This window comes from Geoalkalibacter ferrihydriticus DSM 17813 (assembly GCF_000820505.1).
Lineage (GTDB): Bacteria > Desulfobacterota > Desulfuromonadia > Desulfuromonadales > Geoalkalibacteraceae > Geoalkalibacter > Geoalkalibacter ferrihydriticus.
Genome location: NZ_JWJD01000007.1, coordinates 29,589 through 46,087, shown reverse-complemented (window position 1 = coordinate 46,087; position 16,499 = coordinate 29,589). Strand labels below are relative to the sequence as shown.

Annotated in this window: 15 protein-coding genes; 1 reads left to right on the top strand and 14 read right to left on the bottom strand. The window is 55.8% G+C overall.

Translation table 11 applies throughout. From position 1 onward, the window contains the following. Window positions 1–16: 16 nt before the first annotated feature. From lpxA to prfB, 9 genes are all read right to left on the bottom strand, one after another. Entirely contained in the window at window positions 17–787 is a 771-nt protein-coding gene (gene lpxA / locus GFER_RS14225) for an acyl-ACP--UDP-N-acetylglucosamine O-acyltransferase (RefSeq protein ID WP_040100517.1), read from the bottom strand. A gap of 4 nt (window positions 788–791) precedes the next feature. After that, complete coding sequence (gene fabZ, locus GFER_RS14220; RefSeq protein ID WP_040100704.1) at window positions 792–1,235, bottom strand: 3-hydroxyacyl-ACP dehydratase FabZ; 444 nt, start codon at window positions 1,233–1,235, stop codon at window positions 792–794. A 6-nt stretch (window positions 1,236–1,241) separates the two neighbouring features. After that, window positions 1,242–2,273, bottom strand: a complete 1,032-nt coding sequence (gene lpxD / locus GFER_RS14215; protein WP_040100514.1) for a UDP-3-O-(3-hydroxymyristoyl)glucosamine N-acyltransferase — start codon at window positions 2,271–2,273, stop codon at window positions 1,242–1,244. Window positions 2,274–2,289: 16 nt separating this feature from the next. Then, window positions 2,290–2,811, bottom strand: a complete 522-nt coding sequence (locus GFER_RS14210) for an OmpH/Skp family outer membrane protein (RefSeq protein WP_040100513.1) — start codon at window positions 2,809–2,811, stop codon at window positions 2,290–2,292. 30 nt (window positions 2,812–2,841) lie between these two features. Continuing rightward, a complete protein-coding gene (bamA, locus tag GFER_RS14205; RefSeq protein ID WP_235264101.1) occupies window positions 2,842–5,124 on the bottom strand; it encodes an outer membrane protein assembly factor BamA in 2,283 nt (760 codons plus the stop codon). Window positions 5,125–5,208: 84 nt separating this feature from the next. Beyond that, window positions 5,209–5,877 carry an ABC transporter ATP-binding protein gene (locus tag GFER_RS14200; RefSeq protein ID WP_040100510.1) on the bottom strand — a complete coding sequence of 223 codons (669 nt, stop codon included), beginning with the start codon at window positions 5,875–5,877 and terminating at the stop codon, window positions 5,209–5,211. Between the two features lie 15 nt (window positions 5,878–5,892). After that, a complete protein-coding gene (locus GFER_RS14195) occupies window positions 5,893–7,143 on the bottom strand; it encodes a lipoprotein-releasing ABC transporter permease subunit (protein ID WP_040100509.1) in 1,251 nt (416 codons plus the stop codon). Window positions 7,144–7,177: 34 nt separating this feature from the next. Beyond that, window positions 7,178–8,659 carry a lysine--tRNA ligase gene (gene lysS / locus GFER_RS14190; protein ID WP_040100508.1) on the bottom strand — a complete coding sequence of 494 codons (1,482 nt, stop codon included), beginning with the start codon at window positions 8,657–8,659 and terminating at the stop codon, window positions 7,178–7,180. Between the two features lie 96 nt (window positions 8,660–8,755). Continuing rightward, a protein-coding gene (gene prfB / locus GFER_RS14185) for a peptide chain release factor 2 (protein ID WP_139172183.1) occupies window positions 8,756–9,851 on the bottom strand; the annotation gives its coding sequence in 2 pieces (ribosomal slippage) (window positions 8,756–9,781 and window positions 9,783–9,851; 1,095 coding nt in all). Window positions 9,852–10,058: 207 nt separating this feature from the next. Between prfB and GFER_RS14180 the strand changes: the two genes are divergently transcribed. Further along, complete coding sequence (locus GFER_RS14180) at window positions 10,059–10,562, top strand: protease complex subunit PrcB family protein (RefSeq protein WP_040100507.1); 504 nt, start codon at window positions 10,059–10,061, stop codon at window positions 10,560–10,562. Window positions 10,563–10,597: 35 nt separating this feature from the next. Here the strand turns inward: GFER_RS14180 and lnt are convergent, their stop codons facing one another. Genes lnt through GFER_RS14155 form a run of 5 tightly spaced genes read right to left on the bottom strand, consistent with a single transcriptional unit; the run spans window position 10,598 to window position 16,486 of the window. After that, window positions 10,598–12,124: an apolipoprotein N-acyltransferase gene (gene lnt, locus GFER_RS14175; protein ID WP_074669586.1), complete on the bottom strand. Its 1,527-nt coding sequence runs from the start codon at window positions 12,122–12,124 to the stop codon at window positions 10,598–10,600. Continuing rightward, window positions 12,121–13,014, bottom strand: coding sequence for a hemolysin family protein (locus tag GFER_RS14170; protein WP_040100506.1), 894 nt, complete (start codon window positions 13,012–13,014; stop codon window positions 12,121–12,123). The genes lnt and GFER_RS14170 overlap by 4 nt, the downstream gene beginning before the upstream one ends. 29 nt (window positions 13,015–13,043) lie before the next feature. Then, window positions 13,044–13,769, bottom strand: a complete 726-nt coding sequence (locus GFER_RS14165; protein WP_040100505.1) for a diacylglycerol kinase — start codon at window positions 13,767–13,769, stop codon at window positions 13,044–13,046. Beyond that, window positions 13,753–14,205, bottom strand: a complete 453-nt coding sequence (gene ybeY / locus GFER_RS14160) for an rRNA maturation RNase YbeY (RefSeq protein WP_074669585.1) — start codon at window positions 14,203–14,205, stop codon at window positions 13,753–13,755. The genes GFER_RS14165 and ybeY overlap by 17 nt, the downstream gene beginning before the upstream one ends. Then, window positions 14,105–16,486: an HD family phosphohydrolase gene (locus tag GFER_RS14155; protein ID WP_052446443.1), complete on the bottom strand. Its 2,382-nt coding sequence runs from the start codon at window positions 16,484–16,486 to the stop codon at window positions 14,105–14,107. The genes ybeY and GFER_RS14155 overlap by 101 nt, the downstream gene beginning before the upstream one ends. Between the last annotated feature and the right edge of the window lie 13 nt (window positions 16,487–16,499).

Below are 16,499 nucleotides of genomic sequence, written 5' to 3'. Positions count from 1 at the left end.
TTAGGTCCTCTCTTCCTCAGCGGGCCACGCCGCGCTGACTCTTGCGAATAAACTCAACAAATGAAATGACTTCAGGTATCGTACCGACCTCTTTCTCCACCCGGGCCAGGGCATCTTCCAGGCGCAATCCGGAGCGGAACACCAGCCGATAAGCAAACTTGATGGCGGAGATGGTCTCGGATCCAAAACCGCGACGCTTGAGACCCACAAGGTTCAGGCCGACGGTGCGCGCGCGATCACCCTGCGCGATGGTATAAGGCGGAATATCCTGATTGACCATGGCGCCACCACTCACCATAACATGGGCGCCGACCCGGGCGAACTGATGAATTGCCGACAGCCCGCCGAGAATCGCATGATCCTGCACCTCGACATGCCCCGCCAGCGTCGAGCCATTTGCCATGATCACTCCGTTGCCGACATGACAGTCATGCGCCACATGGCAATAGGCCATAAATAGATTGCCCTCACCGATCAGCGTTTTTCCACCGCCGCTATCGGTACCAAGGTGGATCGTCACGAATTCGCGAATAATATTGCGATTGCCGATCTGCAGAGAAGTCTCTTCACCACGATATTTCAAATCCTGCGGAATGGCGCCGACGGAAGCGAACTGAAAAATGTGGTTGTCACAGCCGATTTGGGTTCGCCCCTCAAGCACTGCATGAGGCCCGACTATCGTCCGGTCACCAATAACCACATGCTCGCCGATTACCGCAAATGGGCCGATCCGGACCTGATCGCCGATGCGCGCCTTCGGGTGAATGATGGCTGTTGCATGAATCATGGAATCAACTGTCATTGCGATCAGCGAAGGTCGCCTTGAGATCGGCTTCGGTGACCAGGGTTTCGCCGACAAAGGCGCGGCCTTTGAAACAATACAAACCGCGCCTGCAATTAATGATTTCCAACTCCATACGCAGTACGTCACCCGGCAGAACGGGTTTACGGAACCGAGCGTTGTCGATACCGACGAAATAGGTCACCTTGTCCGGCCCGATTTTGTCGCTGATAATAGCGAAAACTCCCCCCACTTGTGCCATAGCCTCGATAATCAAGACGCCCGGCATAATGGGATGCCCCGGAAAATGCCCCTGAAAGAAAGGCTCGTTGACCGTGACGTTCTTGGTGCCCACAATTCGCACACCCGGCTCCAGAAGATCGATGCGATCCACCAGAAGAAAGGGATAGCGGTGGGGAAGTAGTTTCATGATTTCATTGATGTCGAGAACCATGACCAATCACTTCTCCTTGATGAGATTTTCAAGTTCCGCAAGTTTTTTCTTGAGGCTCTGGACGTCCCGACGTATTTCGGGGAGCTTGGGAAAAGTCATGGATGCCTTGAGCCAGTCCCGGTGCTGCATGACAGGCGTTCCCGACATCACCTGCCCGGCCGGAATATCGCCATGCACGCCGCCGCGAGCAGCGATGGTCACATCATCACCGATACGAATATGGCCGGCCAGTCCTGCCTGCCCGCCGAAAGTGCAATGATCACCGATGTGCGTGCTGCCGGACACGCCGACCTGCGAAACGATGATGGTATCTTCGCCGACCCGTACGTTATGAGCAATCTGTACCAGATTATCGATCTTGGTGCCGCGAGCGATGCGTGTCACCGAGAGAGTTGCGCGGTCGATGCAGCTTGCCGCACCTATTTCCACGTCATCTTCGATCTCAACGATGCCGACCTGAGGAATCTTGACATAGCGGCGCCCGTCAGGAGCATAGCCGAAACCATCCGACCCAATGACAGCCCCAGGCTGAAGAATGACTCGGTCACCGATACGGCACTCTTCGCGAACGACCACATTGGCATGAAGGACACAGTCCTCCCCCACCTGCACGCCCTCATAGAGGACCACGCCGGGGTAAAGAACACTGCCGCGGCCGATGCGGACATTGCGTCCGACATAACAACCAGGATGGATCGACACCGCCCCACCCACCTGTGCGGAGGGATCCACCCAAGCACCCTCCATCACTCGGCGCTCAACCTGCGGCGGTGGTTGCAGGTGAGCAAGAATACGGGCAAATGCCAGATAGGGATTGGCACTGATCAGCAGGCTGTGCCCGGGGCTTTCCACCCCCGGCGCGACAATCACGGCAGACGCCCGGCAATCGGCAAGCTTTGCTGCATAGCGGGGGTTCGCAAGAAAGCAAAGCTCGCCGGGTCCGGCTTGCTCAATAGGCGCAACGCGCGAGATTTCCAGGGTCTCATCTCCAACGAGTTGAGCACCGACCAACTCCGCCAGTTCCTTGAGTTTCACCATGTCACCTGAATTCGAATCAGTTTTTGCGCGCCCGCGCGTTAAAAGCCTCGATGATCCGATCGGTCAGATCGATATGGTCCGCGGCATACAACAGAGAGCTTTCGGTTTTTTCAAGGATGACCGTATAAGCTTCCCGCGCGCCGTATTCACCGATGACCTGAAAAATATCTTCAAGAATGCGCCGCGTTAATTCGGCATCTTTTTGCTGCAGCTCATCTTGGATATCTTTGGTGAAGCGCTGAAAGTCCCTGAGTTTTTGCTGATACTCACGTTCTTTGCGTGAACGTGCATCCTCGGAGAGCAGCACCGCCTGGCGCTCAAGTTCCTCCTTTAGCTTACGCAGTTCGTCCTGGCGCTGACTGACCTGTCCCTCATACTCCCGGACTTTTTTGGCAATCTCTTCCTTGGCACCGACGCCGGCGGAGGAGAGGTTAAGCGCGCGCTGCAGATCGACATAGCCGATTTTCACATTCTGCGCCAGAGCGGGAGTCGCCAGGGCGAGCAAGCAAGCCATCATCAGTAAGGTAATACGCTTCATAGTGTGGACTCCTCTAAAGAGATTTTGTTGTTAAAAGAAACGGCCGATGGAAAACTGCCACTCCGTTCTTTCTTCATCCCCGCGGGGGTTGAGATTGTAGCCCCATTCCAGGCGCAACGGACCCAGAGGGCTGAACCAGCGAATACCGGCACCGGTATTATAGCGAATATCGGAAAAATAGTTTTCGTTGCTGTGCCAGACGTTGCCTGCGTCGAAAAATACGACCCCCTTGAGGCCGACGTCCCTGATCAGCGGAAAGATATATTCCAGGTTGGTGTAAGCCGACTTTTCTCCCCCGATGTAATCATCGCCGTCGCGGGGACCAACGCGGCGCGACTTGAAGCCGCGCAGGCTGTTGATGCCACCGAGAAAGAAGCGTTCCTCGATGGGCACGTCCTTGCCACCCCAGCCCTCAACGAAGCCGATTTGGCCATGAACGGAAAAATAGGTGTCCCATTTGAACGGAAAGAAATGGCGGTGGTCAGCAATGTATTTGACAAATTGTTGATCGCCTCCGATGCCGGCAAACTCCACCGACGCCTCAGACATGGAGCCGCGGGTCGGATCCAGGCGATAGTCCGTGGTGTCACGCCGCAGCATTGACGTTATTGACGAAAGAGTCGAAGTCCCCGCCTGCTCAAGTACGAAACGCGAGGCAGTGGGCGCGATATCGTAAATATCCTTATTTTCATAGCGATACAGGAAAAAAGCGCGCAGGTTATCACTCAAGGGCACTCCAAGCTTGAGATTACCCCCCGTGCGTTTCTCGCTGAAACTCGGCCATTCACGGTCCGTACGATACAGATCAAAGCCCAGGGTCAGATCCTTGTCGAGGAAATATGGATCGGTCACACCGAAGCGATAGGTTGTCGATTTTCCGCCCAACGCAGCGGAAAGGTCGAGCCGCAAACCACGGCCGAGAAAATTGTCCTGTTGCAGAGCCCCTTGGGCCAGAACGCCGTCGACGGAAGAATAACCCGCACCGATGCTGAACTGGCCGGTGGGACGTTCAGCCACGTCGACTTCGACGACCATCAGCTCCTCTTCGTCGCCCCGCCCCGTCGCCACGTTGACTTCATCAAAAAAGCCGAGGTTGTTGATGCGGCGGCGACTTTCCTTAAGCCGGCTGGCGCTGTAGAGTTCGCCTTCGGTCAACCGCATTTCCCGGCGGATGACCTTGTCACGGGTCTTGGTGTTGCCGGTTACATGAATCCGATCGATATAAACCTGCACGCCCTGCTCGACATCGAACATGAGGTGGACGAGGCGCTCCTGATTGTCCAGGCGCGTCAGCGGCGAAACGTTGACATAAGCATAGCCGCTGTCGGCGTAGAGGTCGTTGAGGCGAAAAACATCCTCGCGCAAACGGGCGCGGCTGAAAACGTCACCGGTTTGGAGCTTGACGAGTTCCAGAAGTTGCTCTTTTTCCTTGAGCAAGTCCCCTTGGATATCGATATCACCGATGCGGTACTGCTCACCTTCTTCAATCTCAAACAGGATGTTCAGGGTGCGCATATCGTCACTGAAAACGATGTCCGGATCCTTGACCCGCACCTGAACATAGCCGCGATTGAAATACTCATCGGCGATTAACTCGACATCATTGCGCAGCATGTCTTCGTTAAACGTCCCGCGCCCGGTCAACCAAGAAAAAACCCAACGTTCGCGAGTCTCAATGGCCTTCCTGAGTTCCTTGTCGGAAAGAGCGGAATTGCCGGAAAAACGAATTTCATCGACGCGAACCTTCTTGCCTTCATCAATAACGAAGGTCAGGGTCGCTTCATTGTGCGGGTTGATTTCGATGTCCGGCTCAATCTGCGCGCCATGATAACCTTCGTCGCGATAAGCCCTGCGCAGAGCGGTGATGGCCCTCTCCACATTTTTCGGATCGTAAAGCTCGGGGACGCGAATACCGACCAGCTCGCTCAGTTTATCCGTCTTGAGCTTGCGCTGGCCTTCAAAACGAACCTCGCGCAGCAGAGGACGCTCGCTGACCTGAAAAACGAGCGTTCGGGTGCCGTCCACCACATCCTCAAGTGCCACCACATCCTGAAAACGGCCCAATTGATATATGTTGCGTATATCCTGGTCGATTTCTTCGATGGTTACGGGGCGTCCCGCGCGAACCTGAATAACGGCCTCGATGGCACTGCGCTCGACCCGCTCATTGCCCTGAATCCTGACTTCCTGAAAAGTCATGGGCTGAGCAAGGACCCCGGAAGCCAACAGGAAAAACAGAATAAACTGAAAAAATATGGCCTTCTTGACCATACGCCTCCACTCGCCGAACTGGTTATCGCTAAAGCGTTTCATTATAGGGAAAGCACCTGGGGGAGTAAACTCAATTTTGGGACAACCTTAGGGGACACCTGGACGAAAATGTTTTCCGTTAAAAACTCAAACCGGCACCAGCAACCCGTCATCCATATGAATCATACGATCCATACGCTGGGCAAGGGGCAGGCTGTGGGTTACGACCACCATGGTCAGCCCCCGTTCCTGATGCAGGCGTTCAAGCAGGCGATAAATCTCTGCGGTGGTACCGCTGTCGAGGTTGCCCGTCGGCTCATCGGCGAGCAGCAATCGCGGCATCCGCACCAGGGCTCGGGCAATGGCCACCCGCTGTTGTTCACCGCCGGAAAGCTCTCCCGGCTTATGCAACAGACGATGCCCCAAACCAACTTCCTCAAGCAGTTCCTGGGCACAATCCGTGGCTTCCTTGCGGCTACGCCGAGCTACCAAAGCCGGCATCATGACGTTCTCCAGAGCGTTGAACTCGGGCAACAATTGATGAAACTGAAAGACAAAGCCGACCCGTTGATTACGAAATTCGTCGAGGGCGCCACCACGCAGGGCAAAAATATCCTCGCCTTCAAACTGGACGGATCCTTCGTTGGGGCGATCCAAGGCACCCAGAATGTGCATCAGTGTGGTTTTTCCGGCACCGGATGAGCCCAGAATGGCGACCCTTTCCCCGGTTTTTATCGTCAAGTCGATCCCCCGGAGCACTTCCACTACGCCATGAGGAGTGGAAAAACGCTTTTTAACCCCCTGCACTTCGATCATTGCCGCCCCGCCTTCCTATTCATAACGCAGAGCCTCGGCCGGATCCATGCGCGAGGCATGCCAGGCCGGATAGATGGTTGCGAGCAAGGAAATGCTCATGGCTACGACCACGACGGCAACCACGTCGCCCGTGTTGACGACGGACGGAAAATGGTCCATGCCGTAGACACTCTGGTCGAAAATCTGCACCTGCAGAAGATTCTCAAAATACTTGATGATAGGATCGGCATTTTTTGCGATGAGCAGGCCCAGAGCCGTGCCGAGACTGGTTCCAAGAGTGCCGATAATCGCTCCCTCGAACACGAAAATTTTCATAATGCTGCGCGAAGTCGCGCCCATTGAGCGAAGAATTGCAATATCCTTATGCTTTTCCATAACGACCATGATCAGGGTGGTGGCGATATTGAACGCCGCCACCAGTACAATGATCCCCAAGACGATGAACAAGCCGAGTTTTTCCAGTTTCAGGGCGGAGAGGAAGGAGCCGAACATGTCCTCCCAGGAACGCACCAGAAAGGGGAATTCGAACGTGTCCCGCAGATCAGAGACCACGCGGGAGGTATCGTCAAAACTGAGCACATCGACTTCGATGCCGGTCACCTGCCCCTCAAGGTCAAAAAAATTCTGCGCGACGGGAAGCTGAATGTAGGCATTATAGGTGTCGAGCAGGCTGCCCTTCTCGCGCATGATGCCCACCACCTGAAACGGTTTCATTTTTGGGATCATGCCGAAAGGGGTGATGGTAAACATAGGCGGTATGACATTGATGGTGTCGCCCACCGCCACCCCCAGGGTTGTCGCCGAATCGATGCTGATCAGAATGCCGGGACGCGGACCGCGGCCGTCAAAGAGAAGATCTTCAAGATCATCCCCGCCAAGGGTGATCATTTCTTGCTCAAAAGCTTTGTGTCCGCGCTCCACCCCGCGAACCTGAACGGCCGCTACGTTGCCTTGAGCCAAGAGCATGGCTTCTCGCGAAATAAAGGGAGTGACATCGCCGATACGCGGCACCTGGCGCGCCCTGGCGACCACCTCGTCGTAATCGGAAATGGAATCGCCGTATTTCTGAATCAGAATATTGGGAAGATTGCCGAGGATCTGTTGGCGCACCCCGTCGTGAAATCCGGTCATGACCGCCAGCACCACGATGAGCGCGGCGACGCCGAGCGTCACCCCACCGATGGAGATGAAGGAAATAACGGAAATAAAAGTTTGCTTACGCTTGGCCCGCAGGTAGCGCAGGCTGACGAAAAGTTCATAATTCATAGATTAGATCGCAGCGGTACCGGCGACCGGAACGCTACTTTTCAGGCCTTAGTTGGGGGAAAAGAATCACGTCGCGGATTGAAGAAGAATCGGTGAGCAGCATCACCAGACGATCTATGCCGATTCCTTCTCCCGCGGTCGGTGGCAGGCCGTATTCAAGGGCGCGGATGTAATCTTCGTCCATGGCGTGAGCTTCTTCATCACCCGCTTCTTTTTCATCCAATTGTTGAAGGAAACGCTCCTTTTGGTCAATCGGATCGTTTAACTCGGAAAATGCGTTGGCCAACTCGCGTCCGACAATGAAGAGTTCAAAACGATCGACCACCTCAGGCTGTTGATCATTTCTGCGCGATAGCGGGGAGATATCGGTCGGATATTGGGTAATGAAAGTCGGTTCCCACAGATGGGGTTCAACAACCTCATCGAAAATCTCGGCGAGAATTTTACCCAGGGGCAAACCGCGCTCGAGATCAAGACCCAGACTGCGCGCATAATCAAAAGCTTTGGCCGGATCATCCAGAATCTCGACGCCGACCTTGCCGTACTGGACAATGGCCTCTTTAAAGCTCAGCCGCTTCCAGGGCGGAGACATATCGACTTCGCGTCCGCCGTAGCTGATCTTAAGGCTGCCGCAAACTTCGTCGGTCACATGGCAGATGAGTTCCTCGGTGAAATCCATCAGGTCTTCATAGGTCGCGTAAGCCTGATAGAATTCCATCATGGTGAACTCGGGATTATGTTGGATGGAAATACCCTCGTTGCGGAAATTGCGGTTGATTTCAAAGACCCGCTCCAGTCCCCCGACCACCAGGCGCTTGAGATAGAGTTCGGGAGCAATGCGCAGAAACAGGTCCATCTTGAGGGTGTTGTGGTAGGTCTTGAAGGGCCGTGCCGTCGCGCCGCCGGCGATGGGCTGCATCATCGGCGTTTCCACCTCAAGAAAGTCGCGCTTCTGCATGAATTCGCGGATCAGACTGATGATGCGGCTGCGTTGCAGAAAAACGTCGCGTACTTGCGGATTGACCATCAGATCAAGGTAGCGCTGCCGATAGCGGGTTTCCACATCGGTGAGGCCGTGCCATTTCTCCGGCAGCGGACGCAAGGACTTGGTGAGCAGGCGCAGACCTGAAGCGCGCAGACTCAGCTCATCGGTCTTGGTGCGAAAGGGCGTGCCGGTGATGCCGATCAGGTCACCGAGATCGAGCTTGCGGAAGATCTCAAAATCTTTTTCCCCCACCTGGTCGCGGGCAATGTAAATCTGCAAGCGCCCGGCGCGGTCCTGCAACTGCACAAATGCCGCCTTGCCGAAGTCGCGGCGCGCCATGATGCGCCCGGCAATGGCGTATTCAATTGGATTCTCGCCCAGGGTTGCGGCATCCTGCTCGCCGTGGGCGGCAACGATATCGGCGGTGCTGTGACGCACGGTAAAATCGTTGGCAAAGGGGTTGACCCCCTCGTCCTGCAAGGCTTTGAGCTTATCCCGGCGCTGCAACAGAATGTCGTTAAGTTCTTCCATTAATTCCAACACCTTTCAGCCATTTTCCAAGGCAGGTACCTTACCCCCCGACCCTTCTCAAGTCAAGGGAAAAGGGGGCCGGAGAGCCTGTGCAGACTAGCTGCTGGCGAGCAGAAACGCCTCGATAAAAGCTTCAATATCTCCCCCGAGCACCGCGTCGGTATTGCCGACTTCGTATCCAGTGCGATGGTCCTTGACCATGCGGTAAGGATGCAGCACATAAGAGCGGATCTGACTGCCCCACCCAATCTCCTTTTTCTCTCCGGAAATGGCCGCGGCCTCTTCTTCTTTCTTACGCACTTCCTGCTCGTAGAGTCGCGCTCTCAACTGCTTGAGAGCAGTGGCGCGGTTTTTGTGTTGGGATCTCTCGTTCTGACAGGCGACGACAATACCCGAAGGGATATGGGTGATACGGATTGCCGAGTCGGTCTTGTTGACATGCTGACCGCCGGCGCCGCTGGAACGAAAGGTATCGACCTTGAGATCTTTTTCGTCGATTTCAATTTCAATGTCGTCTTCCAACTCGGGAAAGACGAAAATCGATGAGAAGGACGTGTGGCGGCGGGCGCTCGAATCATAAGGGGATATACGCACCAGACGATGGATACCCATTTCGGCGTGTAGATAGCCGTAGGCATACTCACCTTCCACGGTGAAGGTGGCCCCCTTAATACCGGCTTCCTCGCCCGGTTGATAATCGGTAATTTCGGTACGCCAGCCTCTGCGCTCACAGTAGCGCAAATACATGCGCAGCAACATCTCGGCCCAATCCTGGGCTTCGGTACCGCCTGCACCGGCATTGATACTGAAAATAGCGTTATTGGCATCGTGCGGCCCTGACAGCATGCGGGCCAGCTCCATCTTACGCAGGTCTGCTTCCAGAGTCGGCAATGCCTGACGCACCTCCTCCAGCGCGTCTTCGTCCTGAGACTCTTCGCCGAGTTCCACCAGAACCTTCAGATCTTCGATGCGCTGCAGGATGCCTTCGAGGGAATCAACTGTTTTCTGTAAACCTGTACGTTCACGCAACCGATCCTGAGCTTTTTCGGCCTCATCCCAGAAATCGGGGCGGGCAATCTCAGCCTCCAACTCGGCAATGCGCTCCTTTTTGCTTACAACGTCAAAGATACCTCCAAAGTTCACGGGCTTTTTCTTCGAGGTCTACCAACGCGTCTAGTTCTTCTCGAAACATGGGGATTCCTTTCAATAACCGGACAGTCCCGGAAAAATCCATCTATCAGACTGAAATTTATAAAGAATTCAGAAAAAGACAAACCAGACCAAACAAAAGAGGACCGATTATATCTGTTTCGGATCAGCCCTGCAAGAGACCCTTTTTACTGCCGCACCTTTCGTGGTACTGTTGTTCCAAACACCTCTTTTGTTAAAGGAAAACGCCATGCCGGCCAACCTCAACCTGGTACGAACTCTCACAACACTGGTGCTCACCATGACTTTGATTTCCGGGTGCGCCGCCGCGAGTCCGCAACCTTTCAGCGTACTCGAACAGGGCAGCGCCGCCATGACCACCGAAGATTTCACCTTTGCCGCCGCCCTGGAGCAACGCAAATGGGAGCAACTCTACGCACAGATTCACGCGCATCGCCTGCCTGCGCCGCAGCCACCGATGATCGACTGGGAAAAAAACCTGGTCGTATTGGTCGCCTCGGGTTGGAAGCCCAGTGCCGGATACCGGGTGAATATCAACCGGATCGAACGCCGGGGCACAAGACTGCAGGCCTTTGTCGAGGTTGACGAACCTCCCGCCGGCAGCCTGCAACTCACGGTCATGACGCAACCCTATGTCCTTGCCCTCATCGAGCGTCCGGAGCGCCTGCAGGCAATAGAGTTCGTTGATTCTTCAGGCAAGGCTCTGCGCCGCCTGGAAGTCTCACTGCCATAAAGAGAATCTATCCAGGGGCGATACATGTGTCGCACTCAAGCCTCACCCGCCCCCATGCGCCGACCTGTTCGCGCCAGCCAGAAGACTGAAATTCCAAGGAAAATCGTCGGCACCGTATCACCGATGCGACGATAGAGGCTTTCTGCGGCACCGAGGCCGACCTGAGCGGTTACCGCGGCCGATTCAAAAAGGGGTGTGGCCTCGAGCACACGGCCGGTGGGCGTGACATAGGCGGATATCCCGGTATTGGCGGCGCGCGCCAACCAGATACGATTTTCCACGGCGCGAAACCGACTCATGGCCAGATGCTGATAAGGGGCCGAAGAGCGGCCGAACCAGGCATCGTTGGTAATATTGATCAGAAGGTCGCTGCCCTGCCGCACAAAATCGCGTGCCAATCCTGGGAATATCGCCTCATAACAAACCAGGATGCCAAGATTGGCGCCATCCAGAGGAAGTGGACTGACGGTTCCCGGAGAAAAATCCCCGATTCCCACCACCAGCTTATCGACAAAGGGCAGAAATCTTTTCAGGGGAACGTATTCGCCGAACGGCACCAGATGGACCTTATCGCTGCGCCCGAGAACTTCACCGGCGGGCGACAATAAAAACGCGCTGTTCAAGTACTGATATTGGCGGTTGACCACTTCATAGGCCGGACTGCCGAACAACAAATAGGTGTTTGTTTCCTGCGCTACCTGGCGGACCTGCTGCGACAGGGGGTTGGGATCCTGAAAGTAAAAAGGGGTCGCTGCTTCGGGCCAGATGATAAGATCGGGATTTTCTCCCTGGTGCGCATGCAGGGAAAGGTCGCGGTAAATTCGCACCGTTTCTTCCTGATACGCGGGATCCCACTTGACCCCCTGATCGATATTGCCCTGGATCAAGCTCACCTGCATCCGACGCTCCCGCTCGTCCTGGGCCGGGTCAAGCCGCCAGAGTCCATAGACGATGTTGCCGCCAAAGAGCAGCGCGAAAACCAGTGCCGCCACACCGGGAACCCCTCGGGAACGGCGCAACCAGCGTATTCCTTCGGCAAGCACCACATTGCTCAAAATCAGCAGAAAACTCAGGCCATAGACACCGAACAGATCAGCGGATTGGATGAGTACCAGGCGGCTTTGCAGGGCATAGCCCAGCGATGCCCAGGGAAAGCCGGTAAAGAGAAAGGAGCGCAGAAATTCCAAAGCCACCCAGAGCACCGGCATAGTCAGCACCAGCGGATAACCGAGTTTTTCGTGCAGACGACTGGCTGCCCAGGTCGCGGCTCCGAAAAACAGGGCCAGGTAGAGCACCAGCAGCAGGTAGGCGACCATCGACAACACAGGATGCAAGCCGCCATAGGTGGTCATGACAATATTGAGCCAGTAAAGAACGGTGGCAAAAAAAGCCACCCCGGCGGTGAAGCCGCTGCGGAAAGGGCGCTTTTCCATGACCAGCAGCAATGGCACCAAGGCTACCCAGGCCAACTCGGCCAGGTCGGGGCGCGGAAATGCCAGGGCCAGAAGAAGCCCTGAAAGCACTGCGAAAGCAGTGGTTCTATCGACGCGAAGTGAGATCATGAAATCTCGGGAGAAAGGAAACTCTCACCGGCGAGGGGCGCACGCCGCACCTTGATCTGGCGAATTTTCTGATGGTCGCATTCCGTGACAGTCAGCAGCAGATCATGATCGCGAATTTCCTCACCCTCCTTGGGCACCCGTCCAAGCAGGTTGAAGACGTACCCTGCCACGGTGTCGAACTTCTCCCGCTCGACGACGGTAGAAAAATGTTCTTCAAAATCCTCGATGTTGAGGCGGCAATCCACCAGCACCGACCCATCCTCCTGAGGCTGCAGCCATTCCTCTTCAAGATCATATTCGTCCTGGATGTCGCCGACGATCTCCTCGATCAGATCTTCGATGGTAATCAGCCCCGAGGTACCGCCGTATTCGTCGACAGCGATCGCCAGATGCACGCGCCGCGAACGAAAGTCCTGCAACAGCTCCTGCACGTTTTTGGTTTCGGGTACGAAAAACGGCGTGCGCATGACCCGCGCGATGGTGATGTCCTTTTCCGGACGTCCCCAATAGCGCAGCAGATCCTTGGCATAGACGACACCGACGATGCGGTCGGCAGAGCCTTCGTAAATGGGAATGCGCGAATGACCGCTGGAGAGGATCGCGTCGAGCACCTCGCGAAAACTTGCGGTTGTCGAGCAACAGATCATGTCGGTGCGGGGCACCATGATCTCGCGCACGATGGTGTCGCCGAACTCGAAGATGGAGTGGAGCATCTCGCCCTCTCCCTCATTGATGATCCCCTCTTCCTCCGATTCGTCGATGATCTCCTGCAACTCTTCCTCGGTCAGAGCGCGGCGCTTGCCGAAAAACAGTTTCTGCAGTGCTTCTCGCCAGGAATCTTTAACATTCGCTCGGCCGTTAGGCCGTCCGCCAGAACCATCGTCTTCCAAAACAAAAATCTCCTTATGTCCGATATTTTTCAAAGCAAAAAATAGATACTCAGGGTCACCGAGATTCCCAGCAAAGCACCGGCCAGAACCTCGACCAATGAATGGATTTCCATCAGCAGGCGGCTGTGGCTGACCATGACGGCCAGCATCAGTGTGAGCAATATGACGGCCGGCGCGACACCACTGAGCGCCACGGCCGTGGCGATGGAAAATGCCACGGCACTGTGCCCACTGGGCATGCCGCCGTACAGCGGACGCCCGCGCCCGCTTAGAGCCTTGAACAGCACAACCAGAATTACGACAATCAGAATCGACACCACCGCCACCTCTCCCTTGGGAGGCTCCAGCAATCCCAATCCGCGACCGAGGGTGCCGAAAAAATGGCTGGACAAGGCCAGATAGCCGAGAACCACCGCGCCGATACACGCCATGAGTACGGCACCGGCCGCCAGATCCTTGATAATCTTTGCAAGGGGATGGTATTCGGGTGAGACCAGGTCGACGACCACCTCTATGGCGGTGTTGAACAACTCGGCGAACAGCACCAGAATCACTGCCAGGGTCAAGAGGATGAACTCCAGGGCGCTGACACGCAGGATCACCGCCGCCAGCAGCACCCCCACCGCCGCCATGAGATGGATACGCATGTGCCGTTGGGTACGCGCAGCCCAGATGATGCCCTCAATGGCGCAATTGACACTCTGATACCAGTTGCCGGGCTTGAGCTGCTTGGGTTGTTCAGGTGAGGAATTCACGGCGCACCACGGAAAAGATCTCCTGTTCGCGGCATTCCATCTCACGCGCCTGGTCAGCCGTGCCGCGCTCATGGTCATAGCCACGCAGGTGCAGCATGCCGTGAAGCAGAAGAAAATAAAGTTCGCTCTCAAAAGGTTGATCCGCCTCAGCGGCATCGCGTGCCGCCGTTTCAGCCGAAATCAAGACATCGCCCAACAACTGCGGCGCAACTCCGGCGCCCTCGCCTTCCTGCATGGCGAAAGAAATGACGTTGGTGGGGCGATCCTTACCGAGGTAGTCCCGATTGAATTCGCGGATCTGCTCATCGTCGACGATGAGCACCGACAATTCGCCGTCAGGACATTCCAAGGCGTTTAAGATCCTCTGTGCTACCTTTCGCAGGGGACGCTTCGCGATCTTTTGCTTCTTTTGTCGGTTCTCGATTTGAATCCTCACTGCTTTTTTTCTTTCCTCCATCGCGGTCACGTTCTTTGTATGCCGGCTCCGGATAATCGACCCGGTGATGAAAAATGCCGGCCAGAATGCGATTGAAACTCTTGGCAATATTGTGCATGTCTTTCAACGTCAACTCGCATTCGTCAAGTTGTCCGTCGATGAAAATGTTGTTGATGATTTTCTGCACCATCCCCTGGATGCGCGCCGGAGTCGGCTCGGTGAGGGTGCGGCTGGCGGCCTCGACGGCATCGGCGAGCATGATAAGCGCGGCTTCGCGGGTCTGAGGACGCGGGCCGGGATAGCGGTAATCGCGCTCGTCGACCTGTTGTACGCCTGGATCTTCCTTGCTTTTGGCCTTGTCGTAGAAAAATTTAATAAGGGCGGTGCCGTGATGTTGCCGGATGATATCGACCAGCGGTTGGCCGAGCTTGCTTTCACGCGCCACCTCCACGCCATCCTTGACGTGCGCCATGAGAATCAGCGCGCTCATGGAGGGTGCGAGCTTATCGTGGCGGTTGGCGGCGTTGCCGGTATTTTCGATGAAATAGAGCGGCTTTTTGATTTTACCGATATCGTGGTAATAGGCAGCCACCCGCGCCAGCAGCGGGTTGGCGTTAATTTCCTCGGCGGCGGCTTCGACCAGATTGCCGACGATGATGGAATGATGATAGGTTCCCGGCGCCTGCACCATCAACTCGCGCAATACCGGCGCATTCATGTTGGCCAGTTCCAGAAGCTTGATGTCGGTTGTGTATTTGAACAGAGACTCGACGAGGGGAATGGTTCCCGTGACGATGACCGCGCAGAGAATTCCTCCAGCAAAAGCAAAGGCGAGTTTGTGCAGCAATTGCAATTCAAAGGCGCGACCGGCGAGAAAATGCAGAGCGAACACCAGGCCCACATTGGCGAGTGAAACCCACAGGCCGGCCCGATAGAGAGTTGCGCGGGTTTTACATTGACGCACCCAATGAGCGCCGGCGACACTGCTGACGAAGGCAAAGGCGGCAATGGCAAGACTGTTGCCGAACAGAACCCCGATCAAAATCGCGCTGATCGCCGCAAAAACCAGCGCCACCTCCGAATTGAGAACCAGGCGAATCAACATCGCCCCGACCGCAAAGGGAAAGGCGTAATAATAACTGGTCGATCCGATGTAGGGAAAAGCGCTTTCCAGGGCCGTCGAAACGAAGATCCCCAGTTTCATCAGCACGAACAGTCCGATGAAAACCAGAGCCATGAACAAAAGGTCGCGGACATCGGGTCGATACTTGCGAATGTTGCGCAACGCGAAACGATGGCCGGTAAAAACCAGCAGAACACAGAACATGAACAACCCAGCCGCCATGCCCAGCAGGTTGAAATCACCGCCCAGGTCGCGCAGAGCCCGCAATTTCTTGATCTGCTCCTCGGAAATCCGTTCGCCTTCGCGGACGATCATTTCTCCCTTCTTGATCTGGAAAAAGACCGGCTTCACCGCTTCGGCGGCATCTTTACGGCGCGCCTCGGTTTCACTTTTATTGAAGGTGAGACTGGGCCGCAACATGCGCTGGGCGACATCAAACAGCAGGTTCTGCTGAGCCGCGTTCAGTTCTGGGATATTCTTCAGCCTGGCGCGCAGGAGTTCTTGCGCCTCGCCCATGCCGAGAACATTCTCAATTTTGGGAACGGCCGTCTCCTGCTGTTTCGCGAGGTCGCGAATGACAACGCCCCTGTCCGCCTCGGTCTCGAAGAGCCTGAGATTGGCAACCACCATGCGCTCAAGGGTACCCACCAGCATGGCGCGCAGAGCGTCCACCAGGGGTTCGTCCAGCTCAACCTGCGTCAAAGCAGCAAACTGCTCGTCGCTTAAGCTGATATCGAAGGCCTGCTCAACGGACTTTTTCACCGCCGGATCAAGGTTCTCCTCTTCCCCTCCCAAGGGCGCAAGAATCCTCAATCCTTTCGCGAAATGGCCGCCGATTTCCAGACCCACGCGCGCGTCAAAATCGAAAACGGGGCGCGCGGCCTCTTCAGCTTCCGCGCGGCGTTTTTCCGTCAGGGCGCGATCTTCGACCAGCATGTCGCGCGGCGCTTTGATGTCGCGCGTGGCAATATCGCCGGGGCTGAAAACATCAGCGACAATGCCACCCTTGGGAACGATGACCACCGTCAGAGCCAAACACAGAAAAAGCAGTAGAATGCAGTTCTGCTGAACCTCGTTCAACACTGTCGGCGGGCGTAATCGGCCCCAAAAACCCTTGCCCGAACGGCTTGAATCCTGTTTGCGTCCGTTTCTGGTCATAGCCGGAGCACCC

Coding starts and splice junctions, on each gene's coding strand:
- lpxA (WP_040100517.1), bottom strand. CDS start 787: ATGATTCATGCAACAGCCATCATTCACCCGAAGGCGCGCATCGGCGAT.
- fabZ (WP_040100704.1), bottom strand. CDS start 1,235: ATGGTTCTCGACATCAATGAAATCATGAAACTACTTCCCCACCGCTAT.
- lpxD (WP_040100514.1), bottom strand. CDS start 2,273: ATGGTGAAACTCAAGGAACTGGCGGAGTTGGTCGGTGCTCAACTCGTT.
- GFER_RS14210 (WP_040100513.1), bottom strand. CDS start 2,811: ATGAAGCGTATTACCTTACTGATGATGGCTTGCTTGCTCGCCCTGGCG.
- bamA (WP_235264101.1), bottom strand. CDS start 5,124: ATGAAACGCTTTAGCGATAACCAGTTCGGCGAGTGGAGGCGTATGGTC.
- GFER_RS14200 (WP_040100510.1), bottom strand. CDS start 5,877: ATGATCGAAGTGCAGGGGGTTAAAAAGCGTTTTTCCACTCCTCATGGC.
- GFER_RS14195 (WP_040100509.1), bottom strand. CDS start 7,143: ATGAATTATGAACTTTTCGTCAGCCTGCGCTACCTGCGGGCCAAGCGT.
- lysS (WP_040100508.1), bottom strand. CDS start 8,659: ATGGAAGAACTTAACGACATTCTGTTGCAGCGCCGGGATAAGCTCAAA.
- GFER_RS14180 (WP_040100507.1), top strand. CDS start 10,059: ATGCCGGCCAACCTCAACCTGGTACGAACTCTCACAACACTGGTGCTC.
- lnt (WP_074669586.1), bottom strand. CDS start 12,124: ATGATCTCACTTCGCGTCGATAGAACCACTGCTTTCGCAGTGCTTTCA.
- GFER_RS14155 (WP_052446443.1), bottom strand. CDS start 16,486: ATGACCAGAAACGGACGCAAACAGGATTCAAGCCGTTCGGGCAAGGGT.